This window comes from Bradyrhizobium genosp. L, assembly GCF_015624485.1.
Classification (GTDB): Bacteria; Pseudomonadota; Alphaproteobacteria; order Rhizobiales; family Xanthobacteraceae; genus Bradyrhizobium.
The window spans coordinates 1,536,000-1,558,577 of the sequence record NZ_CP061378.1; the positions used below are offsets into that span (position 1 = coordinate 1,536,000).

24 protein-coding genes and 1 tRNA gene are annotated in these 22,578 nt (G+C 62.3%); 9 read left to right on the top strand and 16 right to left on the bottom strand.

The window, feature by feature from the left end; genetic code table 11:
- The first annotated feature begins 67 nt into the window (after window positions 1–67).
- The gene (locus IC762_RS07205) at window positions 68–1,798 is read left to right on the top strand and encodes a methanol/ethanol family PQQ-dependent dehydrogenase (protein WP_195788059.1); all 1,731 of its coding nucleotides are present in this window, start codon (window positions 68–70) and stop codon (window positions 1,796–1,798) included.
- A 202-nt stretch (window positions 1,799–2,000) separates the two neighbouring features.
- Here the strand turns inward: IC762_RS07205 and IC762_RS07210 are convergent, their stop codons facing one another.
- The 3 genes from IC762_RS07210 to IC762_RS07220 are packed head-to-tail and all read right to left on the bottom strand — an operon-like array spanning window position 2,001 to window position 5,111.
- A complete protein-coding gene (locus tag IC762_RS07210; RefSeq protein WP_195788061.1) occupies window positions 2,001–2,273 on the bottom strand; it encodes a hypothetical protein in 273 nt (90 codons plus the stop codon).
- A gap of 53 nt (window positions 2,274–2,326) precedes the next feature.
- Window positions 2,327–4,657, bottom strand: coding sequence for a xanthine dehydrogenase family protein molybdopterin-binding subunit (locus IC762_RS07215; protein ID WP_195788063.1), 2,331 nt, complete (start codon window positions 4,655–4,657; stop codon window positions 2,327–2,329).
- A 1-nt stretch (window position 4,658) separates the two neighbouring features.
- Window positions 4,659–5,111 carry a (2Fe-2S)-binding protein gene (locus tag IC762_RS07220; protein ID WP_195788065.1) on the bottom strand — a complete coding sequence of 151 codons (453 nt, stop codon included), beginning with the start codon at window positions 5,109–5,111 and terminating at the stop codon, window positions 4,659–4,661.
- Between the two features lie 500 nt (window positions 5,112–5,611).
- Between IC762_RS07220 and IC762_RS07225 the strand changes: the two genes are divergently transcribed.
- Window positions 5,612–5,686: transfer RNA gene (locus tag IC762_RS07225), tRNA-Glu, on the top strand.
- 280 nt (window positions 5,687–5,966) lie between these two features.
- Here IC762_RS07225 and IC762_RS07230 read toward each other — a convergent pair.
- The 5 genes from IC762_RS07230 to IC762_RS07250 form a co-directional block, all read right to left on the bottom strand.
- Window positions 5,967–7,076: an alpha/beta fold hydrolase gene (locus IC762_RS07230; protein WP_195788067.1), complete on the bottom strand. Its 1,110-nt coding sequence runs from the start codon at window positions 7,074–7,076 to the stop codon at window positions 5,967–5,969.
- A gap of 43 nt (window positions 7,077–7,119) precedes the next feature.
- A complete protein-coding gene (locus tag IC762_RS07235; RefSeq protein ID WP_195788069.1) occupies window positions 7,120–7,344 on the bottom strand; it encodes a hypothetical protein in 225 nt (74 codons plus the stop codon).
- Window positions 7,341–8,345 carry an alpha/beta fold hydrolase gene (locus IC762_RS07240; RefSeq protein ID WP_195788071.1) on the bottom strand — a complete coding sequence of 335 codons (1,005 nt, stop codon included), beginning with the start codon at window positions 8,343–8,345 and terminating at the stop codon, window positions 7,341–7,343. Before IC762_RS07240 ends, IC762_RS07235 begins: the two co-directional genes overlap by 4 nt.
- A gap of 67 nt (window positions 8,346–8,412) precedes the next feature.
- Complete coding sequence (locus tag IC762_RS07245; RefSeq protein ID WP_195788073.1) at window positions 8,413–9,138, bottom strand: SDR family oxidoreductase; 726 nt, start codon at window positions 9,136–9,138, stop codon at window positions 8,413–8,415.
- Window positions 9,139–9,228: 90 nt separating this feature from the next.
- Entirely contained in the window at window positions 9,229–9,960 is a 732-nt protein-coding gene (locus IC762_RS07250) for a hypothetical protein (RefSeq protein ID WP_195788075.1), read from the bottom strand.
- Between the two features lie 164 nt (window positions 9,961–10,124).
- On the opposite strand from IC762_RS07250, the gene IC762_RS07255 reads away from it, so the two are divergent.
- Together IC762_RS07255 and IC762_RS07260 are read left to right on the top strand one after the other, a co-directional pair.
- The gene (locus tag IC762_RS07255; RefSeq protein WP_195788077.1) at window positions 10,125–10,727 is read left to right on the top strand and encodes a TetR/AcrR family transcriptional regulator; all 603 of its coding nucleotides are present in this window, start codon (window positions 10,125–10,127) and stop codon (window positions 10,725–10,727) included.
- A gap of 92 nt (window positions 10,728–10,819) precedes the next feature.
- Window positions 10,820–11,701 carry a haloalkane dehalogenase gene (locus tag IC762_RS07260; protein ID WP_195788079.1) on the top strand — a complete coding sequence of 294 codons (882 nt, stop codon included), beginning with the start codon at window positions 10,820–10,822 and terminating at the stop codon, window positions 11,699–11,701.
- 436 nt (window positions 11,702–12,137) lie between these two features.
- Here IC762_RS07260 and IC762_RS07265 read toward each other — a convergent pair whose 3' ends face one another.
- From IC762_RS07265 to IC762_RS07275, 3 genes are all read right to left on the bottom strand, one after another.
- Complete coding sequence (locus IC762_RS07265) at window positions 12,138–12,608, bottom strand: hypothetical protein (protein WP_195788081.1); 471 nt, start codon at window positions 12,606–12,608, stop codon at window positions 12,138–12,140.
- A 75-nt stretch (window positions 12,609–12,683) separates the two neighbouring features.
- Window positions 12,684–12,980: a HigA family addiction module antitoxin gene (locus IC762_RS07270; RefSeq protein WP_195788083.1), complete on the bottom strand. Its 297-nt coding sequence runs from the start codon at window positions 12,978–12,980 to the stop codon at window positions 12,684–12,686.
- A 120-nt stretch (window positions 12,981–13,100) separates the two neighbouring features.
- A complete protein-coding gene (locus IC762_RS07275) occupies window positions 13,101–14,396 on the bottom strand; it encodes an MFS transporter (RefSeq protein WP_195788085.1) in 1,296 nt (431 codons plus the stop codon).
- Between the two features lie 91 nt (window positions 14,397–14,487).
- On the opposite strand from IC762_RS07275, the gene IC762_RS07280 reads away from it, so the two are divergent.
- Window positions 14,488–15,093 (top strand): TetR/AcrR family transcriptional regulator, encoded by a 606-nt coding sequence (locus IC762_RS07280; RefSeq protein ID WP_195788087.1) that lies wholly within the window; start codon window positions 14,488–14,490, stop codon window positions 15,091–15,093.
- 82 nt (window positions 15,094–15,175) lie between these two features.
- On the opposite strand, the gene IC762_RS07285 is transcribed toward IC762_RS07280, so the two are convergent.
- The 3 genes from IC762_RS07285 to IC762_RS07295 form a co-directional block, all read right to left on the bottom strand.
- Window positions 15,176–15,601 (bottom strand): cupin domain-containing protein, encoded by a 426-nt coding sequence (locus IC762_RS07285; protein WP_195788089.1) that lies wholly within the window; start codon window positions 15,599–15,601, stop codon window positions 15,176–15,178.
- A 59-nt stretch (window positions 15,602–15,660) separates the two neighbouring features.
- The gene (locus IC762_RS07290; protein WP_195788091.1) at window positions 15,661–16,413 is read right to left on the bottom strand and encodes an SDR family oxidoreductase; all 753 of its coding nucleotides are present in this window, start codon (window positions 16,411–16,413) and stop codon (window positions 15,661–15,663) included.
- A gap of 70 nt (window positions 16,414–16,483) precedes the next feature.
- Entirely contained in the window at window positions 16,484–17,398 is a 915-nt protein-coding gene (locus IC762_RS07295; RefSeq protein WP_195788093.1) for an MBL fold metallo-hydrolase, read from the bottom strand.
- Between the two features lie 255 nt (window positions 17,399–17,653).
- Here IC762_RS07295 and IC762_RS07300 point away from each other — a divergent pair, with 255 nt between their 5' ends.
- Window positions 17,654–18,679, top strand: coding sequence for a mechanosensitive ion channel family protein (locus tag IC762_RS07300; RefSeq protein ID WP_195788095.1), 1,026 nt, complete (start codon window positions 17,654–17,656; stop codon window positions 18,677–18,679).
- Here the strand turns inward: IC762_RS07300 and IC762_RS07305 are convergent.
- Window positions 18,662–19,150: an RrF2 family transcriptional regulator gene (locus tag IC762_RS07305; RefSeq protein WP_195788097.1), complete on the bottom strand. Its 489-nt coding sequence runs from the start codon at window positions 19,148–19,150 to the stop codon at window positions 18,662–18,664. The two genes, IC762_RS07300 and IC762_RS07305, sit on opposite strands and share 18 nt — an antisense overlap.
- Before the next feature lie 210 nt (window positions 19,151–19,360).
- Window positions 19,361–19,996: a GntR family transcriptional regulator gene (locus IC762_RS07310; RefSeq protein ID WP_195788099.1), complete on the bottom strand. Its 636-nt coding sequence runs from the start codon at window positions 19,994–19,996 to the stop codon at window positions 19,361–19,363.
- A gap of 231 nt (window positions 19,997–20,227) precedes the next feature.
- On the opposite strand from IC762_RS07310, the gene IC762_RS07315 reads away from it, so the two are divergent.
- The 3 genes from IC762_RS07315 to IC762_RS07325 all read left to right on the top strand — a co-directional run bounded on the left by IC762_RS07315 (window position 20,228) and on the right by IC762_RS07325 (window position 22,545).
- Window positions 20,228–21,397: a DSD1 family PLP-dependent enzyme gene (locus IC762_RS07315; protein ID WP_195788101.1), complete on the top strand. Its 1,170-nt coding sequence runs from the start codon at window positions 20,228–20,230 to the stop codon at window positions 21,395–21,397.
- A 4-nt stretch (window positions 21,398–21,401) separates the two neighbouring features.
- Complete coding sequence (locus IC762_RS07320; RefSeq protein WP_195788103.1) at window positions 21,402–21,788, top strand: RidA family protein; 387 nt, start codon at window positions 21,402–21,404, stop codon at window positions 21,786–21,788.
- 64 nt (window positions 21,789–21,852) lie between these two features.
- The gene (locus tag IC762_RS07325) at window positions 21,853–22,545 is read left to right on the top strand and encodes an HAD hydrolase-like protein (RefSeq protein ID WP_246801611.1); all 693 of its coding nucleotides are present in this window, start codon (window positions 21,853–21,855) and stop codon (window positions 22,543–22,545) included.
- Window positions 22,546–22,578: the final 33 nt, after the last annotated feature.

The window sequence follows — 22,578 nt, forward strand, 5'->3', positions numbered from 1 at the left end:
ACGTCTCAATAAAAATAAACGTCTCAATAAAGCGTCAAAACAAAACATCGCAGGGAGGTAGCATCTCATGACAAGCAAGCACTTGTTGTTGTCGAGCTGTGTCGCGTTCACGTGCCTCATCTCGACCGTCGCCGTCGCTGGGCCGATCGACAACTACAGTCCGGTGACGTCTCAGCGTCTCGAAAATCCCGAACCCGGCAACTGGATGCTCTATCGCCGGACCTATGACGGACAGGGTTACAGTCCGCTCACCCAGATCAACACATCCAACGTCAAGGACCTGAAGCCGGTCTGGACCTTCTCCACCGGCGTCATCGAGGGCCACGAGGCGCCGCCCATCGTCAACAACGGCGTGATGTTCGTCGCCACCCCGATGGGGCAGGTGATCGCGCTCAACGCCAAGACCGGCGAGGAATATTGGCGCTACAAGCGGCAGCTTCCCGACGATCTGTTCCAGCTGCATCCGACCAGCCGCGGCGTCGGCCTGTGGCAGGACAAGCTGTTTCTCGCCACCACCGACGATCATGTCGTCGCGCTCGACGCCAAGACCGGCAAGGTGGTGTGGGACACCAAGGTGCAGGACTACAAGAAGGGTCAGTACATGACCCTGATGCCGCTCGTGGTCGACGGCAAGGTGATCGTCGGCGGCTCCGGCGGCGAGTTCGGCGTGCGCGGCTATGTCGTCGCCTTCGACGCCAGCAGCGGCAAGGAACTGTGGCGTACCTTCACCATCCCCGGCGAAGGCGAGCCGGGCCACGAGACCTGGAGCGGCGACGACTGGAAATCGGGCGGCGGATCGGCCTGGATGACCGGCACCTACGACAAGGACAACAAGACGGTTCTCTGGGGCGTCGGTAACGCCGCGCCGTGGCCGGGGTCGATGCATGCCGGCGACAATCTCTACACCAGTTCGGTGATCGGCCTCGATCCCGAGACCGGCAAGATCAAGAAGCACTTCCAGTATCACCAGAACGATTCCTGGGACTGGGACGAGGTCGATGCGCCGATGCTGGTCGACCTGCAGCGCGACGGAAAAACGTTCAAGAGCCTGATTCACCCCGGCCGCGACGCGATCTTCTGGATCCTCGAGAACACGCCGGACAAGATCAACTACGTCGCCGGCTGGCCGTTCGTGAAGACCAACGTCTGGAAGGGCATCGAGGCCGAGACCGGGCGGCCGATCCTCGATCCCGACCACAAGCCGGTGCTCGGCAAGCGGGTCGAGTTCTGCCCGTCATTGTGGGGCGGCAAGGACTGGCCGTCGGCGGCCTACAGCCAGAACACCAAGCTCGTCTACGTGCCCGCCAACGAGAACTTCTGCGGCGGCTTCACCGGCGAGAAGCAACCGCTGGTGCCCGGCCAGCTCTGGCTCGGCACCAAGCCGGAAGACATCGGGCTGACGCCGGCGCCCAACGCCGACCATTTCGGCGAGCTGCAGGCGTGGGATCCGTCGACCGGCAAGAAGGTCTGGCAGCACGACTACAAGACCTCGCAGCTGTTCGGTGCGGTGACTGCGACGGCCGGCGACCTGGTGCTCGCCGGCGGCACCAACGACCGCATGTTCCGCATCTTCAACGCCAAGACCGGCGAGGTGTTGTGGGAGCAGAAGACCAACTCCGGCATCATGGCGATGCCGATGTCCTATGAGGTCGACGGCACGCAATACATCGCGGTGCAGTCGGGCTGGGGCGTCGACGCGCAGCGCATCCAGGACGCGCTTGCCGGCAAGGTGGCGGGCTTCGAGAACAACGTCCCGCAAGGCGGCGTGATCTGGGTGTTCGCGCTCGACAAGAAGTAGCGGAGCAAGCCTCGGACAGGGGGCGATGCGATCGGGAAGCGGCGGAGGGGGGAGCCCCGCCGCTTCCTGGTCCGCAACTGTCATTCCGGGGCATGCGAAGCATGAACCCGGAATCCATTTCGCCGCAGGTGATGTGGCCTGATGGATTCCGGGTTCTCGCTTCGCGAGCCCCGGAATGACGAGGAGTGGTTGGCAGCTCGAGCTACTTGCCCTTCGTATCGACCTTCCGTTTCTCGTCGTCGTTCATTTTCTTGATCGTGGGATCGCGGCTGGTCTCGCCGGTGGTTTGACCGGTGGTCGCCGGCGGAGCGTTGCTCGGCTCCGAGGTCTGGTCCGGCAGTGTCTTGGCCGGGCGCGTCGCGGTCGCGGCCGGCGGCGGGTTGGTCTGTGCGAGCGCAGCGTGCGCCGCGAAAACAAAGACGCCCGCGAACAGGGTTGCCGCGAGCGTCCGTGACGTCTTGGAAGGGGTTCTCATCGGTCTCTCCTCTGGACCGATGAGAACGAGCCGTCTGGCCTAACGTTCCAGTCTCACGTCTCCAGCTGCTTGCCGATCGGAAGCGCGCGGATGCGTTTTCCCGTCGCGGCGAAGATCGCGTTGATCAGGGCCGGTGCGAACGGCGGCACGCCGGGCTCGCCGACGCCGCTCGGCGGGGTGCCCGGGGCCGGCGGCACGATGTGGACGTGGGTCACCGCAGGCGATTCGTCGATCCGGATCACCGGGAAATCGTCGAAATTGCCCTGCTGCACCTTGCCGTCCTTGAAGCTGATCTCGCCATATTTAGCGAGGCTCAGCCCCATGATCGCGGCGCCCTCGATCTGCGACTGTATCCGCTCCGGGTTGACATAGGTGCCGCAATCGATCGCGGTGTCGACGCGCGGCACCGTGAGCTTGCCCTTGTCGTCGACTGCTACCTCGACGATGGTCGCGATGTAGCTGACGAAGGAGCGATGCACGGCGATGCCGAGCCCGTGGCCTTTCGGCACTTGTCGTCCCCACTCGCCCTTGTCGGCGACCAGCTCGAGCACCTTGCGTAAACGTGCGGTGTCGATCGGGTAGCTGTCATAGGGCTCGCCGTAGTTCCAGGGATCCTTCACGGAAGCGAGGTTGACGATCCGCGGGCTGCCGATCAATTCCAGCAGCATGTCCTTCTGGTCGCGGCCGGTCGCATGCGCGATCTCCGCGGCCATCGATTGCACCGCAAACGCCCGCGGGATGTTCGACACCGAGCGGAACCAGCCGATCCTCGTGAACGCGGCCGCTTCCGGATTCTCGCATTGCAGATTGGCGATCTCGAACGGGTTGTCGATCAGGCCCATGCCGAGCTCGAACGGCGCTTCGTGGTTGGCGCCGGCGGCAAAGGTCGAGGCGATGGTCGGCGCCACGCTGCGGTGCCGCCACGCGATCACCTTGCCGCTCTTGTCGAGGCCGGCCTCGATCCGTTCCACCGACACGGTGTGCAGGAAGTCGTGGTGCACGTCGTCCTCGCGGGTCCACTGCACCTTGACCGGCGCGCCGAGCTCCTTGGACAGCAGCGCCGCCTCGAGCGCGAAATCGCATTTCGATTTGCGCCCGAAACCGCCGCCGAGCAGTGTCACGTTGACGATGACATTGTCCTCGGGGATGCCGAGTGTCTTGGCGACGTCCTCACGGGTGCCGCCGGGGCTCTGCACCGGCGCCCAGACCTCCGCTCTGTCGCCGGTGACGTTGGCGACCGCGACCGGCGGCTCCATGCTGACATGGGCAAGATGCGGCAAATAATATTCGCCGACGAGCACCTTGTCGGCGCTCTTCAGCGCCGCATCGACATCGCCTTCCTTGCGCACCACGAGGCCGGGCTTGCGCGCGGCTTCTTCCAGCGAAGCACGATAGGTGGCGGAGTCATACTTGGCGTTGGCGCCGTCATCCCAGACGATCTTCAGCGCGTCGCGGCCCTTGATTGCGGCGCCGGTGTTGCGCGCGATCACGGCCACGCCGCCGAGCGGCTGGAATTTCGACGGCCACGGCCAGCCCTTGACCTCCATCACCTTCTCGACTCCAGGCACCTTCATGGCGGCGCTGTCGTCAAACGACTTGACCTTGCCGCCGGTGACGGGAGGACGTGCGATCACGGCGTATTTCAGGCCCTGCAGCCTTGTATCGGCGCCGTAATGCGCTTTGCCGGTGGTGATGTCGTGCAGGTCGACGATCGAGACCTCGCCCTTGCCGAGATAGCGGAAGTCTTTCGGGTCCTTCAGCTTGAGGCTATCGATGGCCGGCACCGGCTCCTTCGCGGCATCGGCCGCGAGCTCGCCGAAGCCGATCTTGCGTCCGCTCGCGGAATGCACGACCTCATGGTTCTGCGCCTTCGCCTCGGTGACCGGAACGCCCCATTTCTTGGCCGCTGCGGCTTCCAGCATGCCGCGCGCCGAGGCGCCGATCTGGCGCATCGGGATCAGATAGTGCCGGGTGCTGCGGGACCCGTCGGTGTCCTGGTTGCCGAACTTGACCTCGTCGCCATGGGCCTGCTGGACATGGACCCGGTTCCAGTCGGCCTCCATCTCCTCGGCGACGATCAAGGGCAGGCTGGTGCGCACACCGGTGCCCATCTCGGAGCGGTGCGCCAGGATCGTGACGACGCCGTCAGGCGCGATCGCGACGAATACGCGCGGGTCGACCACGACGCCATGCGGCATCTTGCCGGCGCCGGTCTCGTAGGCGAAGGCCGGCCGCGACATCACGGGGGCGGCGAGCACGAACGAGCCGGCGATGCCGAGCCCCTTCAGGATGCTGCGGCGCGAGACGTTCTCGACCTTGATTTGCTCGACCTTCACGTGCTTCTCGAAGCCGCGAAGTTTTCCGGGATTGGTGATGATGTTCATGTCACACCCCCGTCGATGCGAGATGCACGGCATTCTCGATTCTTTGGTAGCAGCCGCAGCGACAGATGTTGCCCGCCATGGCCTCGCGGATCTGGTCGTGGCTGGGCTTGGGGTTCTCGTTCAGCAGCGCCGCGGCCTGCATGATCTGGCCGGCCTGGCAATAGCCGCACTGGGGAACATTGACCTGGCGCCAGGCCTTCTGCAGCGGATGATCGCCGGTCGGATGCAGGCCCTCGATGGTGGTGACCTCGCGGCCGACCACGTCGGAGACCGAGGTGATGCAGGCGCGGACCGCCTCCTTGTCGACGATCACGGTGCAAGCGCCGCACAGCGCCTGGCCGCAGCCGAATTTGGTGCCGGTGAGACCGGCTTCATCGCGCAGATACCAGAGCAGCGAAAGATCCGGGTCGCCGTCCCAATTTTGTTCCTGGCCGTTGATTTTGAGTTTGATCATGGTCTGTCCTCGCTCTGCTTAAGCTATTGACCGGTTGCGGTGCGAGCGGCGGAACATCTTCCATCGCCTGCGGCCGCGTTGATTTTTGTGTGCCAAGATGTCGGTGAGCCAAATTGCCGTGCGCCAAAGGCCTGCGCTGTGTTCCAAGCACTCCTCTCGCTTCTCGCGCGCCTCGCTGGGTGCAGCATGGTGAAGAGCTGCGATGCTATCAGAGCCGGACGCCGAGTGACTTCACAGGCAGGTGTTTTGCATTTGCCGTTTGGCAAAAGCGGGGCCGATCGCGGCGACGATGTCACGTCAGGAGATGGGGCATCCTGTGATCGATGCTGCGATCTCGCGTTGCGGTGCGAGTGAGAGGCAAGGGGCCGGCAGCTGGCTTGGGACCGCTCCGCGCCGAAACCCGGCTCCGGCCTTTAGAGGATTGGTGACAAATTCCCCACCGCAGCGCACAAGCCATCTTGCGGCAGGCCGATTTCAAGGCTATTGCCTACCCTCTCAACGCTCCCTTCGTCTAGCGGTTAGGACGCGGCCCTCTCAAGGCTGAAACAGGGGTTCGATTCCCCTAGGGAGCGCCAAACTGCGATATTCTGCGATGATGTACGGATGTCGTACGATCCAGCCGCCAATCGACGCCCCGACTACGTCATTTTTCTTCGAATAGTTCGCGTTCATCGAGGAAGACTTGCGCGAGAAAGTCAATCATGCCGACGCGGGCCCTGCTTTTGCGCAGCCAATTCGTGAACCTTCAGCATTCCGTTGCAGGTTGATCTTGACCCGTTAGCCGCCAATCTTATGCAAGCGTCGTGTGATTGTAGCGGCTAGCGCGCTTCCAGCCGTCACTCACTTCTCCTCCGATCAGTGAGTGTTCGCGTCGAGCTCTTGCATGAAGGTCGCGACGTGATCGGCCCACAATTCGGGACGGGTCATCGTCAGATGACCCAAGGTGGTGGCCGATCCGGGCTGCACGACGTAGCGGCCATGGGCAACCTTGGGCGTCAGGCGCTGCAAGATGCCGAGCTCATCGGGATTGAACTCGTCATCGCCGAAGTTGAGCGCGAAGAGTTTCGCCTTGATCCGGCCAAGCCCTGGCTCGGGGTCATAATCAGCTGATGACTTCAACGAATAGATCAAGTCATTGGGGTCGGCGGTTTCGCCCTGTCTGTCCAGATTGTCCAGGAACGTACCTGCAGCGGCCCAGTCGGGCGTCGATGTTTGCAGGTGCGGCACGCCATCGATCATCATGAAGAGCAACTGATAGGCGTGAATAAAGCCGGAAAAAGTCCCCGTGTAGTCGCCGCCCTTGTAGGCGGGATCGTGCTCGATCATGTTGGTGGCAAGGTGGCGCCAGATCGCATTCCGTCCGGCGATCTTGGACGGGAGCGATACCACCGGCATGACGCCCTCGACATCATTGGGGTAGGTTTCCGCCCATTGCCACGCATTCATGCCACCCATGGAGATACCGAGAATGGCGTGCAGCCGCTTGATGCCTAGGGTCTCGGTCACGAGCTTGTGCTGCAAATCGACCATGTCATTGTAGTCGTAATGCGGGAAGCGTGCGTGCAGGCCGTCGCTCGGCTTGCTCGACTCCCCGCACCCGACGCTGTCGGGAAGGATCAGGAAGTATCGACGGGCGTCGAGCGGCTTGCCGGGCGCATAGAAGGACTTCACAAAGGTGGGGGTCATCAACTGACGCCCGTTTCCTCCCGTCCAGTGCAGGACAAGCACGGCGTTATCGATTTGGCCGTCCTTGTCGCGATGAGGCGTACCCATCGTGGTGTAGTGAAAACGCAAACTTTCCAGCGTCTCGCCACTTCGGAACTTGTAATTCGGGTAGACCACGTCGGCTTGGGTCTGCGCGGGGCTGTTCGCCTGGGCGAAAGAGCTGGCGGTCTGTGCCGCGGCCGGCCTTCCCATTGCCAGAGAGAGGGCGAGCGCGGCTGCGACGACGTCAGAGCGGATCATTTTCGTCTCCTGATTCCTGGCCGGATCGACAGCACTCGGAGGCTTACCTGAGCGGGCCGCCGCAGGCGATGCGGCGCATCACGCTCCTACGCCGCCCGGCCGAGATCGCGAGCGGATCTCGGCGCGAGAGCGACGAGGGGACTAACCCCTTGCAAACGCTGATGTCCGCCACCTCGATCAGCACAGCGGTTGATGCGGTAAACAGCGAGTTGGGCGTCTTCCGCGGGACGATCCGGCGCAACCCGTAGACGACGAGTCCATCAATCATGACCGCCTGGACGAGAGTACTCGACCGAGAAAATCATGCATCCGGTTGGCTATCTCTTCGCTCTTGTCGGCCAGGGTGCAGTGACCGCTGTCCGTCAGATGAATCTCGGCGTTTGGCACCACCTCGCGATACCGCACCTGATTTTCAGCCGTGAACAAGACATCGTTCTTTCCGCTGACAACCAGCGTCGGCGGCTTCTGTGCCCGCAGGTAGGCCTGAGCATTCTTCAATGTCGGACCGTTGGTACGGATATCGTAGAGCAGATCGAGCGAAATATCCCCGCCACCTGGACGTCGCAACGCGGAATAGTCCGATTGCCACTGATCGGGATCGATCAGGGAGGGATCGCGCACGCCGGTGACGTACAGATCGCGAACCACCTCGAGGGTGAGATAATGTTCGCCCGCCTTCAGGCGGCTGTCGGCCGTACCGTCCTTCCAATACGGCACGAGCGGCCCGAACCATGGGCTTTCACCGGGGATCAGCGGATTGTTCTGCGCGACCAGTGCTTTCATTCGTTGAGGCGATTTCAGCATCACGCGATATCCAACAAGGCCTCCGAAATCCGTGGCGTACAAAACGAATTGCTTGATCCCGACCTTGTCGACGAACTTGCCAATGACCTCGCCAAGGCCGTCGAACGTATAGCGGAAGCGCGAGCGGTCGGGCGCATCGCTGTTGCCGAAGCCAGGATAATCCGGCGCGAAAACATGATAGTTCGCGGACAGCTCACGGATGAGATCACCAAACATTGCTGACGACGACGGCCAGCCAGGCAGCAGCAGCACAACCGGCGCATTTGGTGCACCAGCTTCACGGTAAAAAATGGAAACTCCGTCGATATCTACGGTTCGGTAGTGGGTCTGAAGGACCGAATTTCCGGTGCGGGACGATTTTCTACCCGCAATGGTGGTTTGGGCTTTGGCCGGTGTTGCGTTGGATACGGCCAGGGCCGCGGGACCAGCGAGAAAACTCGTTGTAAGGGAACGACGCGTGAGCATGAAGGATTATCCTGCAAAGGTTGAATAGGTGGTGGGTTGTGGGTGGTGTTCGACACCTTCGGTATTTCTATCCGCCGAGGTGCAGCGCGACGTATTCCAGCTTCCGGTTGTCGGTCGACCACAGTTGCTGGACCTGCTGCGCCATGGGATCGGGGAAAATGTAAGTCTGCCCTTCGGCAATACCCTTCACGATATTGGCGGCGGCATATTCGGGTGTCGCCTTTTGCGGGTAGGGCACCGGCTTAGCCAGATCGGTTTCGATCGGTCCCGGATAAACGCCGATGACCGTGATGTTGTCCTTTTCCAGGGTCCCGCGCAGGGACTGCGTGATGGAATGGACTGCGGCCTTGGATGCGGAATAGCCGGCCATCACGGGCACCGCCGACAGGCCAACAACGCTGCTCATATTCGCGATCGTGCCGGACTTGCGGGCGATAAATTGCGGCGTGAAGGCTCGTAGAACCCGAAGGGTGCCGAAGTAGTTGGTCCGCATGTCGTCGTCGAAGGTCTCCAGGCCGCTGTCGATATAATCGCCGAAGGCCAGCGTTCCCGCGTTGTTGACGAGAACATCGACATCCCCGGCCACGTTTGCCGCTGAATCGACTGACGCATCGCTCGTGACGTCGAGCTGCAGCGGGACGACGCGCGGGTCGCCGAACGCCGGCAGCGTGTTCGGATCGCGGGCGGTGGCGTAGATTTTCGCTACACCCGCCTTCAACAGTTCCCGCACGATAGCCGCGCCGATGCCGCGATTGGCGCCTGTCACCAACGCAACCTTGTTCGAGAGACTCATGCTCTTCTCCTGAATGTCCGATCACTTACGGTTGGCGGGAGATGGGAATCATTTGGTTCGACGCCAACGATTTATGTTGCCAAAGCGCATTCATCCCTGGTCGCGCGAAAGGACGATGGACTCGATGTCAAGCATGAAGATCGAGGGCCCGGTCGGGAACGTGCGGCCGCTCGCATCGCGCCGGACTACCCTCCGATGGGTCGGGAAGACAAAGCCGTCGAACTTCCGGTGATCGAAGGTGTAATGCGCCGCTGTGCCGCCGCTGACCTCGGGGGCGTAGTCGTTGCGAACGAGATAGCTCGTATCGTTGAAATAGAACTTCTGTTCCGGGCAATGCACATGGATGCCGGCCGGGAAGGTCACCTTGAGCACCCGCCAGCTTTCGCCGTGCTCTTCGTGCGGTGCGATCTCCTCGCAACACACGCCATCCGTCGCGAGCAGGAACGGCATGGTCATGTAGTTTTGCAGTGCGTAGCCGACGAAGTAGAGAAATTGCTGTTCTGTCCAGGGCGTTTCGGGCCGATAGCCCTCAAAGGACTTGCGTGGCTCGTCGAGCTCCGAAATCTTCACTCCCGCCTCGGTCTCGATCGTCACACGACCGTCACCGAAGATGCCGCGCCTGCCCGGCGTCGGGAAAGGCGTGATCAGCGTGCGCTGGCGCCGCGGATCGATCTTGACCAGCACGTTCCGCAGGCCCTGCGGCTGCTTCTTGAATTCAAGGGCGGCGCCGCGAAACGTCATGCGGAAGTCGATCGTGTTCACGTGACGCCAATTGTCCAACCCGCCATGAACGGCGAGTACTTTTTCAAGAAGATCGGTCATTTGAGTGCCTGGTCCTCAAAGTTGCGCGGTGACGGCGCGGCTCAGCGGGCATCAGAGCTAAGTAAACAATATCGTTTACCTTGAAGGAGGATGTAAACGATATCGTTTACTTGGTCAACGGGATTCGCTATGAATGCTGAACAGGCGTTCGTGAGGATGATGTGATGGGCCAAGAGATTGGGATCGAAGGCAAAAAGCTTGAGATCGTGAAATATGCGTTCGACCGGTTCTCCGAGAACGGCTTTCACGCAACGGGAATGGAAGCGGCGCTGGCCGGTAGCGGCATATCCAAGCGGACGATCTACAAGTATTTCCCGTCGAAGGAAGACCTGATCGAGGCCGTGCTGGAGCTCTACAGCGCGGTCGTCCTGCAACAACTCTTCGGTCCGGTCGCGGACATCAGCGACCCGCGCGAACAGATCGTCGCGTTCTTCGATGTGCGCAAGATAGCCGGCCGGTTGCTCACACGCGGTTGCTTGGGCATGAAGGCCGCGCAGGAGTTTGCCGGAAAGCACGAAGACATCGTAACGCTTGGACGATGCGCGGCCTCACTTGGTGAATCGAAGTTCCTCGAGCTTTGCAAGGCGGCTGGTTTTGCCGAACCCACGCGCCTGGCAAAACAGCTCAACCTGATTTTTCAGGGCGCGCTCGCGATTTCTCATGCATCCGGCGACACATCGTCCTTCTTGCTGGCAAAGGACGTGGCGTCAGCCGTTCTGGAAAAGGCCGCCACGGCGCGCCGCAAGAGCACAAGACCGAAGCACTAGCCTTCTTCATTTCACGCGCGCTCGCGCGACGACAACCGCGGCGCGATCGTACCATTGACCAAATCGAAAACCGGGATCTGACAGGCAAGCAAATGAGCGACAAACCGTTACCGAAGAAAACCATCGAAATCCTTGGCAAGAAGATGGCCTACTATGATGAAGGAGAAGGCCTTCCGATTTTCTTCCTTCACGGCAATCCCACGTCATCCTATCTCTGGCGCGATGTGCTCGCCGAGCTCCATGGATGCGGTCGACTCATCGCCCCCGACATGATCGGAATGGGCGATTCCGAGAAGCTGCCCAATCCTGGACCCGAGACCTACACGTTCGAGACCCACAGGACCTATCTCTGGTCGCTCATCAACGGACTCGTTGGGCCGAGCCAAAAAGTCGTCATGGTCGTTCACGACTGGGGATCCGCCCTTGGCTTCAACTGGGCCTATTCTCATCCCAATCGCGTCGCGGGAATAACGTATATGGAAGCAATCGTCAGCCAATACGCCAAGTGGAGCGAGTGGAGTACGAACGCCATTCCGGTGTTCCAGGGCTTCCGCTCCGACAAGGGCGAGGAGATGATCCTGGATCAGAACATGTTCGTCGAGCGCGTATTGTTCGGCTCGATTTTTCGTGAACTGTCGGAGAAGGAAAAGGCGGAATATCGCAAGCCATTTCTGCAGCGCGAAGATCGATGGCCAACTCTTTCATGGCCGCGACAGCTACCGATTGAAGGTGAGCCGCCGCATATTGTGGATATGGTCAACGTCTATTCAAAGTGGATGTCCGAGAACGAGATCCCGAAATTGTTCATTAACGGTGATCCCGGAGCGATTTTGCACGGTGCTCGCCGGGAGTTTTGCCGCGGATGGAAAAGCCAGGATGAAGTCACCGTCAAGGGAAGACATTTCCTCCAGGAGGACTCCGGCGCGGAGATAGGACGTGCCATTCGGTCATGGCTCGGCAAGTACAAGCTGTAGCCTATGAAATGACCTGGCGACGTGCGCGAAGATCGCCTGCGGCATGATGACGTGATTGAAGACATGCCCCGCTACCCGGCACGGGCAAAGCCTACCAATGTCTGTTTGTGGACCCGACTCGGACCCAGCGCGATGTCTGACGTGAGGCGGTAATGCGATCAAAAGGCGGACCTTGGCCCAGCCGCTGCTGACAAACCTCGATCGGACGATACCGTGCCGCGCCGGCCAGCGCGTAGAGCGGAATTGCGAAAGCCATCGAACTCAACTACGGGATCCGCAGTACGGCGGGGTTATGGCGCACTGACCAGCGGGTCTCCCTGGTCGCTCTAAGAATTAGATAGTGATCTCAATCACATAAGAGTTCACAGGTTTTATTCTGGGTGGCGCGCCAAATTCCGCCCAAGCGCTGATAGCTCGGCCTGACAGCACCCGCATGTCATGCCGACGGGCCCGCGATCCAAATTCCTTTTGCCGGCCATGTCCCTTCGATCACGTTCGAGACGACGTATGTCGTCTCGTCGAGCATGTCGATGCCGGCCGTGCCGCGCAGCACGGTGCCGTCAGGCTTGACGATCAGGACCGGCCCCTCCTTGGCGACCATCTTCGACGTCACGATGAGATCGCCGTTCGGCATCGCAACCACCGGCCCCGCGCCCCAGTTCGCCGTGTCCTGCGCGTTGCAGGCGACGCGCGCCGCCGTTGCCTTGTCGAACGGCGACATTGCGGCGCACGCATTCAGATCGTCGATCAGGGGACGCAGGATCCCGGCTCCGCTCACGCCATGGTCCCTCAAGCGAGCCACGAAAGCCTTGCCGTAGGCCACGCCCGGCCCGCAATCGGGCGTCAGCGTCGAGGTCGGCGCGCTCGACACACCAGGCGATGAGGCTTCGCTGTCCGGCTGCTGCATGATCTGCAATCTGTGGTCGTCCTCGCGGCGGGACAAGACCGCCAGGCGCGGCTCCGCGCGCACTCGGACCGACTGTCAAACCGCCTCGTAGGACGCGATCTTCCTGATTTGCGGCGCGAGCAGGTCTTCGGCCGTTTCGAGATCGAAGCGGGCCTGCATGTTCATCCAGAACGCCGCACCGGTCTTGAAAAACTTGCCGAGCCGCAGCGCCGTGTCGGCCGTCACGGGCTTTTCCTCGCGCGCGAGGCGTTCGATCCGGGTCCGCGGCACATGCAGCGCGGCCGCAACGGCGTAAGGGGTCAGCTTGAGCGGAACGAGAAATTCCTCCCGCAGGATTTCGCCGGGGTGAACCGGCGGAAGTTTCCTTGCCACGTGCGATCACCATTTTTGGCAGCATTCGGCCTGTTCATACGTGTTCCAAGTTAATTCGTATCTCGATGAGATACTAGGGGTGACGCAACGTTTCCGTCCGTAGGGTCGGTTTGCGCCTCCTCACGCCGCGGCGAGCACGGCCTGCGCCGGCCGTCGGGTGATCAGCAGCGACAGCACGGCAGCGATGATGCCGGTCAGGCCTGCGATCATGAAGGCTTGCAGGTAATCGCCCTGGGCGGAGCGCATGAAGCCGGCGAAGAAGGCGGCGCAGGCGGCGCCGAGCTGATGGCCGGCGACCACCCAGCCGAACACCAGCGGCGCGTTCTTGTCGCCGAAGGCTTCGTTGGCGATCCGCACGGTCGGCGGCACGGTTGCGATCCAGTCGAGACCGTAGAACACCGCGAACACCGACAGGCTGACCAGCGAGAAGTCCGAATAGGGCAAATAGATCAGCGACAGGCCGCGCAGCCCGTAATACAGGAACAAGAGCTTGCGCGGATCGAACCGGTCGGTGAGCCAGCCCGAGAAGGTGGTGCCGAACAGGTCGAAGAATCCCATCAGCGCCAGCAGGCTTGCTGCCTGCACCTCGACGATGCCGTGGTCGCCGCAGAACGCGATCAGATGGGTGCCGACGAGGCCGTTGGTGGTGAAGCCGCAGATGAAGAAGGTGGCGAACAGGAACCAGAACGCCCGCGTCTGCGCCGCGCGCGCGAGGTTCGAGAGCGCCGCGAAGAACGGATTGCCTTGCGCCGGTCCTGCCGGATGATCGTCGTGCTGGCTGCCGTACGAACGCAGGCCGACCGAGGCGGGCCGCTCGGGCACCAGGACATACACCAGCGGAATGAGGGCCGCGCAGCATGCGGCCACCGTCAGCACCACCGGCTGCCAGCCGCCCCATGCCACCAGCGCCGCGAGGCCCGGCATGAAAATGAGCGTGCCGGTCGCGGTGCTCGCCGTCAAAAGCCCCATGACGAGGCCGCGATTGGTGGTGAACCAGCGATTGACGATGGTGGCGCCGAGCACGTTGGCGACCGCGCCCGAGCCGATGCCGGAGAGCAGCCCCCAGCTCAGGAACAATTGCCACGGCGCGGTCATGAAGTAACTTGCGCCTGTCGACACCGACATCAGCGCCAGCGCGCCGAGCACGGTGCGGCGGATGCCGAAGCGCTGCATCACGGCGGCTGCGAACGGGCCGGCGAGGCCGTAGAGGAAGATGCCGATCGCAGCCGACGACGAGATCACACCGACGTTCCAGCCGAACGCCTGTTGCAGCGGCAGCATCAGCACGCCCGGCGTCGCGCGCAGGCCGGCCGACGAGAGCAGCGCGAGGAAGATCACGGCGACGACGACGAACGCATATTTCTGGCCGAACGGGCGCCGTGCGACGGGGGCGGGTTGAATCGGGGTGCTGGGCATGTTACTTACCGGTACGTATTGCGACGCAGTCTGTATACGTACCGGTCAGTAACATTGTCAAGCGTGCGGGTGAGAACCCCGGAGAGCCGCCATGAAGAAAACCGCCGAACCAGCCGCCGAACGCCCGGCCAAAGCCGCCGACCGGATTCGTGCCTCCGCCAGTGAGCTGTTCTATCGCGAAGGCATCCGCGCGGTCGGCGTCGACGAGGTGGTGGTCCGCGCCGGCGTCACCAAGCCGAGCCTCTACCGCAGCTTCGCCTCTAAGGACGATCTCGCCGCCGCCTATATGCGCGACTACGAGGAGAACTTCTGGGAGAATTTCGAGAAGCCCGGCGGAAAATCCTATTCCGATGCGCGAGAGCACGTGCTGGCCTATATCCGCGGGCTGTCGGCGCGCGCCGTAGATGAGGGCTATCGCGGCTGCGGGCTGAGCAACGCCACCGTGGAATATCCGTCGCGCGACAATCCCGCGCGCCAGGTCGCCGAAGCGCACAAGAAGGTGTTTCGCAAGCGCCTGCGCGAGCTCGCAGCCGGCATGGGCGCCCGCCACCCCGCCGTGCTCGGCGACGCCCTGCTGTTGCTGATCGAAGGCATCTACGTCACCGGCCAGCAGTCGGAAGCCGGCCCGGCGCAGTCGGCGCTCACGGCGGCGAAGCTCCTGATCGATGCGAGCGTGGCGAAGCCGTCAGGCCGATGAAAGTCCGATGACCAGCGGCAAGGTCTGCCTGGACCGCGATACGAATGGCAGACCTGCCGCTGCGCCGCTCTGGTAACGGCCGCTATTTCCCGGCCGGAAACACCAGCTCGCGCTGGCTGGTATCGACCACGAAGACGGCGAGCAGTTTTGCCGGCTTCGTCTTGCTGGCATTTTCGCTCACGCCATGGCGGTCGCCCGGCATTTCCGAAAAGCTTTCACCGGCCTGGTAGACCGTGACGGGACCATCATTGACCTGGCTGCGGATCGCGCCTTCCAGCACGGTGGCGTAGATGAAGGCCGACGGCGGATGGGTGTGGGCCTCCGAGAATCCGCCGGGGCCATATTCGACGAGAACTCCCTTCATGCTCTTGCCGGGCACGTTCGGCAGTTCATGGTCGTAGACCAGCGTGACCTTGGCGCCCTTGCCGCCGCCGGGCGCATCGTGTGCGATGGCCGAACCCGACAGCAGCGTCGCGAGAGCGATCGCGATAACGCGTGATTTGATCATATCGATTGTCCTTCTCGAAGCCGGACGCCGCGCCGCCGAATTGCGGCAGGCGCGCGTGCTCATTTCCTGCTTTGGGTTGCGAACCATTGATCGAAGCCGATGCGGCCGATGCGGGGATTGCCGTCGGAGACGAGCGAGCCGTCCTGCAGCCTGGTCCCGAAATACTGCGCCTCCGGATCGGCGATCACGGTGCGGGTATCGCCAATGGCCTTGAGGTAGCGGGCGGCGAAATCGCACAGCCGCAGGCGCTCGGGGCCGGAGATCTCGATGATGCCGTTGACCGGCGCGGCAACGGCCGCATCCGTCACGAAGTCAGCGACGTCATCGGAGGCGATCGGCTGCAGATAGCCCGTAGACAGCCGCGCCGTATTGCCCACCGTGCCGCCCTGGGCGATGCCGCCGAGGAATTCGAAGAACTGCGTCGAACGCAGGATCGTGTAGGGGATGCCGGAATCCCTGATGATCTGTTCCTGCGCGACCTTGGCGCGAAGATAGCCGCTCTCGGGCAGTCGATCCGTCCCGATGATCGACAGCGCGACATGATGCTTGACGCCGGCGGCCTTCTCCGCGGCCACCAGGTTGCGGCCCGAGGTCTGGAAAAATTCCAGCACGGCCTTGTCCTCGAAGGACGGCGCGTTGGCGAGGTCGATGACGACCTCGGCTCCCTTCAGCGCCTCCGCGAGGCCTTCGCCGGTGATGGTGTTGACGCCGGTGCTGGGCGCGGCGGCCATCACGTCATGGCCCTGCTTGCGCAGGCGTGCAGCGGTTTTCGATCCGATCAGGCCGGTGCCACCGATGATGACGATTTTCATGTGATGTCTCCATTCGCGCCGCCTTCGCGGCGCACGTTGTTCGATGCTGCGAAGAGTGACGGGCCGTGAGCTAGTAGTCCCAAAAGGCGGGCACCCAGCGAAACACGTCGCCGGCGATCGCCACCCGACCGACGGACGGGAACGGCATGTGGGTCGAGACCAGAAGCTCACCACTCGCCGCCAGCTCGCGCAAGAGCCTGACCCGGACGCGGACCGCCTCGTCGGGGTCGTGCTCGAAGCCGTTGTGCCAGTCGGGATGCTCGAACCCGACCGGGAACACGATGTCGCCGGCGAAGGTCAGCCGCTCGCCGCCGGACGATACGCGCACCACGCTGTGCCCGGGCGTGTGGCCGCCGGTGCGGCGGACGACGACGCCCGGCGCGACCTCGGTCTCGTCCGCGAACGGACGCAACCGGCTGCCGTAATCCTTCACGAATTTGTTCGCGGCCGAGCGCAGCACGTCCGGCACCGGTGAGGGCATGTCGGTGTGGGAGAAATCGGGCGCGGCCCAGAACTTGACCTCGGCGTCGGCGACGTGAATCCGCAGATCCGGACGCAGCCGCTCCTTGACGCCGTCCACCAGCAGCCCGCCGACATGGTCCATGTGCATGTGGGTCAGCACCACGTCGGTGACCGAGCCGAGATCGATGCCGGCGGCCTCGAGCCGATGCATCACCTGGCCGGCGCGCGGAAAACCCGGGAACTCGCTGCCGAGGCCGGCGTCGACCAGGATGGTCCGGCCGCCGCTGCGCACCACGACCACGTTGAGCGCCCAGTCGAACATCTCCGGCCCCACGAACATGGTCTTGAACCATGCGCTGCGCTCGGCCGGTTCGACGTTGGTGGACATCGTCTGGGTCGGCAGCGGCAGCACGCCATCGCTGATGATCAGCACGTCGATGTCGCCGACCCGAACGGCGTAGCGCGACGGGACCATTTCGTCGGATGTCGGTCGCGCGCGTTGCGCGGTGTTGGCTGTACTCATGTGTCTCTCCTGCTGTCTTCGGATGTGAAATCGATCGCGTCGGCCACACCGCAATGACGCCATCGCGGTCGGCTCTTATTACGGATAATAAATATCCTTATGGATATGTACGATCCTTAATTTGGATTGTAAAGTGACTCCCGAGGTGGACATCCGGTCGCAGGTCCGTCGTGTTGCTCAAGCGCAACCGATCGCTCGGGCATGACCGAAAGCGGCTTTCCGAGAAGTCCATGTTCAAACGAGGAGAGTCGAGTCATGTCCGGTGAAGACCAGGTGCCGTCGCTTGCGCTCATCAGCACGCTGGGAGCCGCCGGCATCGTCATCTGGCATCTTCAGGGCCGCAGCCGTCCGACGGGCCGGCTGATCGTCCAGATCCTGGTCTTCGCCGCCATGAGCCTCGTGCTCTACGCGGGCGCCATCTCGCCGGCCCGCGTCGACGGCATCCACGCGCACGGCTTTGCTGCGCTGCTCAGCAAATCGGCCAGGATCCTGTGGTGGACCCATCTGGCATGGACCATCATCGGCCTGATCCATATCTGCATCAGGCTCAATCGCCGGCCGCAGGACGCACACCTGCTGCAGGACATGGCGGTCGGCGCGATCTATCTCGGCGTCGCGCTCTCGATCATCGGCTTCGTGTTCGACGTGCCGGTCGGCACGCTGGTTGCGACCTCCGGTGTCGTCGCGATCATTTTCGGCCTCGCGCTGCAAAACACCCTGGGCGACGTGTTCTCGGGCATCGCGCTGACGCTCGGCATGGCCTACGCGATCGGCGACTGGATCCAGTTGAAGGACGGCACCGAAGGCCGCGTCGTCGAGACCAACTGGCGCTCCACCAATCTGCTCACCGGCGGCTACAATGTCGTCGTGGTGCCGAACAGCGTGCTGGCCAAGCAGGGCGTCACCAATCTGAGCCGCCCCGACGAGAGCCACCAGATCGCGCTGACCGTGCGCATTGCGACCACGACGCCGAGCCTGGTCGAGCACGTCATGCACTCCACGCTGCAAGCCAGCACCGAAATCGTCAAGGACCCGGCGCCGATCGTCGCCTTGAAGGCGATCGATGCGGCTGCGATCGAGGTCGAGCTGCTGTTCCGCGTCGCGAGCCCGGCCGGCTGGACCGCGGCCCGCAACGAGATCATCGACCTCGTCTACAGCAAATGCAGCGCAAACGGTCTTGCGCTGGCCGCGCCGGCCGAAAGCCTCGTGCTCGGCCCGGCCGCGATCGACGCCGAACGCGCCGCCGGGGGTCTCGACGCGCGGTCATCCCGCGCGATCTGACACCCAAGCGAACGTGGCCTTCCAGAGCGCCGCAGGCGTTTCCTCTGCGAGCATCTCGCCGAGATCCGCCAGCGTGATGCTGCGCAGCTTCTCGCGCCAGGCCTCGTCGGCCTCCCACATGATGCGCGCGACCGCGCAGGTGCCGCGGCTGCGCTGGTTCTTGGCCAGGCAGGGATTGTTGTCGCGGATGTTGTTGCAGACGAAGGTGCGGCTCTTGCCTTCCACCGCCTCGACGATGTCGAGAAACGTGATGTCCGCTGGCCCCTTGGCGAGCCGGTATCCACCCGACGGGCCGAGCGTCGTATCGACCAGGCCCGCCTGCGACAGGCTCTGCAACGCCTTGGAGAGATATTCCTTCGGCAGCCCGTGCAATTCCGCCAGCGCCTTGGTCGACAGATAGCGCCCCTCGGGCAGCCCGGAGAGAATGGCGCAGCAATGCAGCGCCCATTCAACTTGGCTTTTCAGAATCATCGCGTTGTCGAGACCCTCGCCATCAGCGCTTATTATGGATACAGGCTATCCCTATTGTTAGGTGCTTGTAAATATGGGGGTTTGGCTCGCCTCGAGCTCAAGGGGCAAGCTCAGCCGGCTTCGCATTTCCCGCGCGGCAGGTCGCCGAAGCGCAAAAGGTGTTTCGCAAGCGTGATGGTGCACACAATTGCGAACTTTACTTTGTCGATCTCAGAGCTGTGCCATCTGATCAGCTTCCAGTCTTTGCAGGTATCGCAGAACAACTTCACCTGAAGTCATGATGTGTTGCTCGATAAATGCCGTCACGCCGACCTGGTCTTTGGCAACGCAGAGGTCCAATATTTTCTGATGCTCATGCTGAGTACTGGCCGGGAACGTCTGGTCGCCCCATGCGAGCCGCCAATAGCGATTGAGATTGTTGCGGGCGCGGCTGACCTGCTCCAGAAAGAATGGCCGGTTGGCGCGCGCATAAATGACGGTGTGGAATTCGGTGGCGAGTTGCAGGCGCTGCGTCGCATTGTCGGTGTTATCGATCTTCGCCATGATGAGGCGGGCGTGCTCGATATCGCGCTCCGTTAGACGATCGATCGCCCATCCGGCCAGCCGAGGTTCGAGGAGGGCGCGGAATTCCATCAGCTCACGCGCGACCGTGCTCGACAGATCCGAGACGAAACAACCGCGGTTGTGATGCAGGGTGGCAAGCCCCTCCGAGACCAGAACCTTGAGTGCCTCGCGCACGGGTGTATGGCTCACGCTGAACTCTGCCGCGATCTCATCCTGTTTCAGCGGTGTACCGGGCGCAATGTCTCCGCTACAGATCGCGGCGCGGAGTGCGTCGGAGATCATCTCTGTACTGCCGATCGATTTGGGTCTCGCCGCGCCTAGCACCGCTGTCTCCTCGAATCTGATTTGACATATAATATATGATCTACTAAGCTCTGCAATGGGAGAGGCCGAACAATGTCGTCGTATATTATATATAATATGCAATACCGCGTCAGTGTTGGCCCGACGACAGCCATAAGAGCTCCGGTAGATCTCCCAGCGGCTATCTCTGGTTGCTCGGATTAATTGGCCATGTCGTTCGCCATCGATTATTCGCGCCAGGAGATCGGTCAGTTGCTCGAGGTCCTGGAGACGCCGTGCCTGGTCCTGGAAAAATCTCGCCTCATTGCGAACGTCGCGCGATTGAAGCGGCATCTGCGACCGTATGGGAGCAGGCTTCGTCCGCATCTCAAGACCGCGAAAAGCATCGATGTCGCGCGGCTGGTGATGGACGGCGCGCGGGGGCCGATCACGGTCTCGACCCTGAGGGAGGCCGAATACTTCTTCAGCCACGGCGTGAGCGATCTGCTCTATGCGGTCGGCATTGCCCCGAACAAGCTCGATCATGTGTTCGATCTGCGGCGGCGCGGCGCCAACCTGGCGATCATTCTCGACAATCTGGAAACCGCACGACTGGTGGCAGCGAAGAGTGTCGAGCGGTGCGATCCGCTTCCCGTCCTGATCGAGGTCGATACCGACGACCATCGGTCCGGGATAAGGTCGACGGACCCTGCGCTTATTGCGGTAGGGCGGGCGCTTCACGCGGGCGGCGCGGTGCTTCGCGGCGTGCTGACGCACGCCGGCAGTTCCTACAACTTGCATGACCAGACCTCGTTCGAGGCGATGGCTGAACAAGAGCGGTCCGGCATCGTGGCGGCCGCCGCGGCGCTCAGAGCTGCGGGCTTACCTTGCCCGGAGGTGAGTGTGGGATCGACTCCGACCGCGCATTTTGCGCGCGACCTCACCGGCGTCACCGAGGTGCGTGCCGGGGTTTTCATGTTCTTCGATCTGGTGATGGCGGGCATCGGCGTCTGCGATATCGGGGACATCGCTCTCTCGGTGCTGGCAACTGTGATCGGCCATCAGCATGACAAGGGCTGGATCATCGTCGATGCCGGCTGGATGGCGATGTCGCGTGATCGCGGCACCGCGCGGCTCGCCGTCGATCAGGGCTATGGCGTGGTTTGCGATCTCGCGGGCAATCCGGTCCCCGATCTGATCATGATCGACGCCAATCAGGAACATGGCATTCTGGCTGGGCGCCCTGGCGCTCAACCGCCTGCGCTGACACTTCCGGTCGGCGCGATGGTGCGGATTTTCCCCAACCATGCATGCGCCACCGGCGCCCAACATGACCGCTATTACGTCGTCGACCAGGGCAGGACCGTGTCCGCGATCTGGCCCCGTATTTATGGATGGTGATCTGATGTCGAGTCCAATCAAGGCCATTGCAACTGAAGCAGCTCCGCCGCCATTTGGGCACTACGTGCAGGCCACGGAGGCCGGCGGAGTTGTGTACGTCTCCGGCCAACTCGCAGCGCGCGCCGACGGGACGTCGCTTGCGGACGAGCCTTTTGAGGTCCAGGCCGGTCAAGCGCTCGCTAACGTCATTGCGATCGTCGAGGGAGCCGGTCTTGGCCGCGATCGCATCGCGAAAGTGACTGCCTATCTCGTCGGCGTCGAGTACTGGCCGGCGTTCAACGCCATTTATGCCGACGTCTTCGGCAGTCACCGTCCGGCACGCGCGGTGGTGCCGGCTCCGGCACTACATCATGGCTACCTGATCGAGCTCGAAGCTATCGCCGTGCGATGAAGCCCGCACGCGTGCGACCGCGCACGCTCATTCAGAATGAAAGCATCATCCGGAAACTCGATTGATGAATAGCGAGACATACCCGACACGCCTGCGACCGAAGCTGATGTCATTCGATGTGTTTGGAACGCTGATCAGCGTTCGCGACAGTTCCTATGCCGCGTTCGAGCGCATACTGGCCGATGCCGGCGCTCACCACCTCGATGTCAAGGCGTTCTGGGAGCATTGGGAACACCGGAATATCGTGCACTATTGGGACCCATATCGTTCCTACCGGGAGATATGCGAGCTCTCGCTCGTCGAGACCTTCAAGCACTTCGACGTCAAGGGCGACGGCCGGCTGATCAATCGCTATTTCGAGGCCTTCCCGAGCTTCTTTCTTTACGACGACGTGGTCCGCACCCTGGATCGACTGTCACGCCACTACAGGCTCGCCGTCGTATCCAACATCGATGACGATCTTCTGGCGTTGACACCCCTGAAGCGGAACTTCGACCTGGTATGCACCGCGCAACGCGCCAAGGGCTACAAGCCTGACGGGACGCTGTTTCGCTACCTGATCGAGCATGCGGGCGTCGCGAAGGACGAGATCCTGCATTCGGGGCAATCGCAATTCACCGATCTCGTCGGCGGTAAACCGCTGGGATTGACCATCGCTTGGATCAATCGCCGCCAGATCTCCCTCGACGATTCCGTTCCACGTCCGGATTTCATTTTTCCGGATATTCAGTCGCTCAGTCGCGTCGTCCATACCTGAGATCAACACAACGAGGTACGCGAGATGTTCGTT

Coding starts and splice junctions, on each gene's coding strand:
- IC762_RS07205 (WP_195788059.1), top strand. CDS start 68: ATGACAAGCAAGCACTTGTTGTTGTCGAGCTGTGTCGCGTTCACGTGC.
- IC762_RS07210 (WP_195788061.1), bottom strand. CDS start 2,273: ATGAGAACCCCTTCCAAGACGTCACGGACGCTCGCGGCAACCCTGTTC.
- IC762_RS07215 (WP_195788063.1), bottom strand. CDS start 4,657: ATGAACATCATCACCAATCCCGGAAAACTTCGCGGCTTCGAGAAGCAC.
- IC762_RS07220 (WP_195788065.1), bottom strand. CDS start 5,111: ATGATCAAACTCAAAATCAACGGCCAGGAACAAAATTGGGACGGCGAC.
- IC762_RS07230 (WP_195788067.1), bottom strand. CDS start 7,076: ATGATCCGCTCTGACGTCGTCGCAGCCGCGCTCGCCCTCTCTCTGGCA.
- IC762_RS07235 (WP_195788069.1), bottom strand. CDS start 7,344: ATGATTGATGGACTCGTCGTCTACGGGTTGCGCCGGATCGTCCCGCGG.
- IC762_RS07240 (WP_195788071.1), bottom strand. CDS start 8,345: ATGCTCACGCGTCGTTCCCTTACAACGAGTTTTCTCGCTGGTCCCGCG.
- IC762_RS07245 (WP_195788073.1), bottom strand. CDS start 9,138: ATGAGTCTCTCGAACAAGGTTGCGTTGGTGACAGGCGCCAATCGCGGC.
- IC762_RS07250 (WP_195788075.1), bottom strand. CDS start 9,960: ATGACCGATCTTCTTGAAAAAGTACTCGCCGTTCATGGCGGGTTGGAC.
- IC762_RS07255 (WP_195788077.1), top strand. CDS start 10,125: ATGGGCCAAGAGATTGGGATCGAAGGCAAAAAGCTTGAGATCGTGAAA.
- IC762_RS07260 (WP_195788079.1), top strand. CDS start 10,820: ATGAGCGACAAACCGTTACCGAAGAAAACCATCGAAATCCTTGGCAAG.
- IC762_RS07265 (WP_195788081.1), bottom strand. CDS start 12,608: ATGCAGCAGCCGGACAGCGAAGCCTCATCGCCTGGTGTGTCGAGCGCG.
- IC762_RS07275 (WP_195788085.1), bottom strand. CDS start 14,396: ATGCCCAGCACCCCGATTCAACCCGCCCCCGTCGCACGGCGCCCGTTC.
- IC762_RS07280 (WP_195788087.1), top strand. CDS start 14,488: ATGAAGAAAACCGCCGAACCAGCCGCCGAACGCCCGGCCAAAGCCGCC.
- IC762_RS07285 (WP_195788089.1), bottom strand. CDS start 15,601: ATGATCAAATCACGCGTTATCGCGATCGCTCTCGCGACGCTGCTGTCG.
- IC762_RS07290 (WP_195788091.1), bottom strand. CDS start 16,413: ATGAAAATCGTCATCATCGGTGGCACCGGCCTGATCGGATCGAAAACC.
- IC762_RS07295 (WP_195788093.1), bottom strand. CDS start 17,398: ATGAGTACAGCCAACACCGCGCAACGCGCGCGACCGACATCCGACGAA.
- IC762_RS07300 (WP_195788095.1), top strand. CDS start 17,654: ATGTCCGGTGAAGACCAGGTGCCGTCGCTTGCGCTCATCAGCACGCTG.
- IC762_RS07305 (WP_195788097.1), bottom strand. CDS start 19,150: ATGATTCTGAAAAGCCAAGTTGAATGGGCGCTGCATTGCTGCGCCATT.
- IC762_RS07310 (WP_195788099.1), bottom strand. CDS start 19,996: ATGATCTCCGACGCACTCCGCGCCGCGATCTGTAGCGGAGACATTGCG.
- IC762_RS07315 (WP_195788101.1), top strand. CDS start 20,228: ATGTCGTTCGCCATCGATTATTCGCGCCAGGAGATCGGTCAGTTGCTC.
- IC762_RS07320 (WP_195788103.1), top strand. CDS start 21,402: ATGTCGAGTCCAATCAAGGCCATTGCAACTGAAGCAGCTCCGCCGCCA.
- IC762_RS07325 (WP_246801611.1), top strand. CDS start 21,853: ATGAATAGCGAGACATACCCGACACGCCTGCGACCGAAGCTGATGTCA.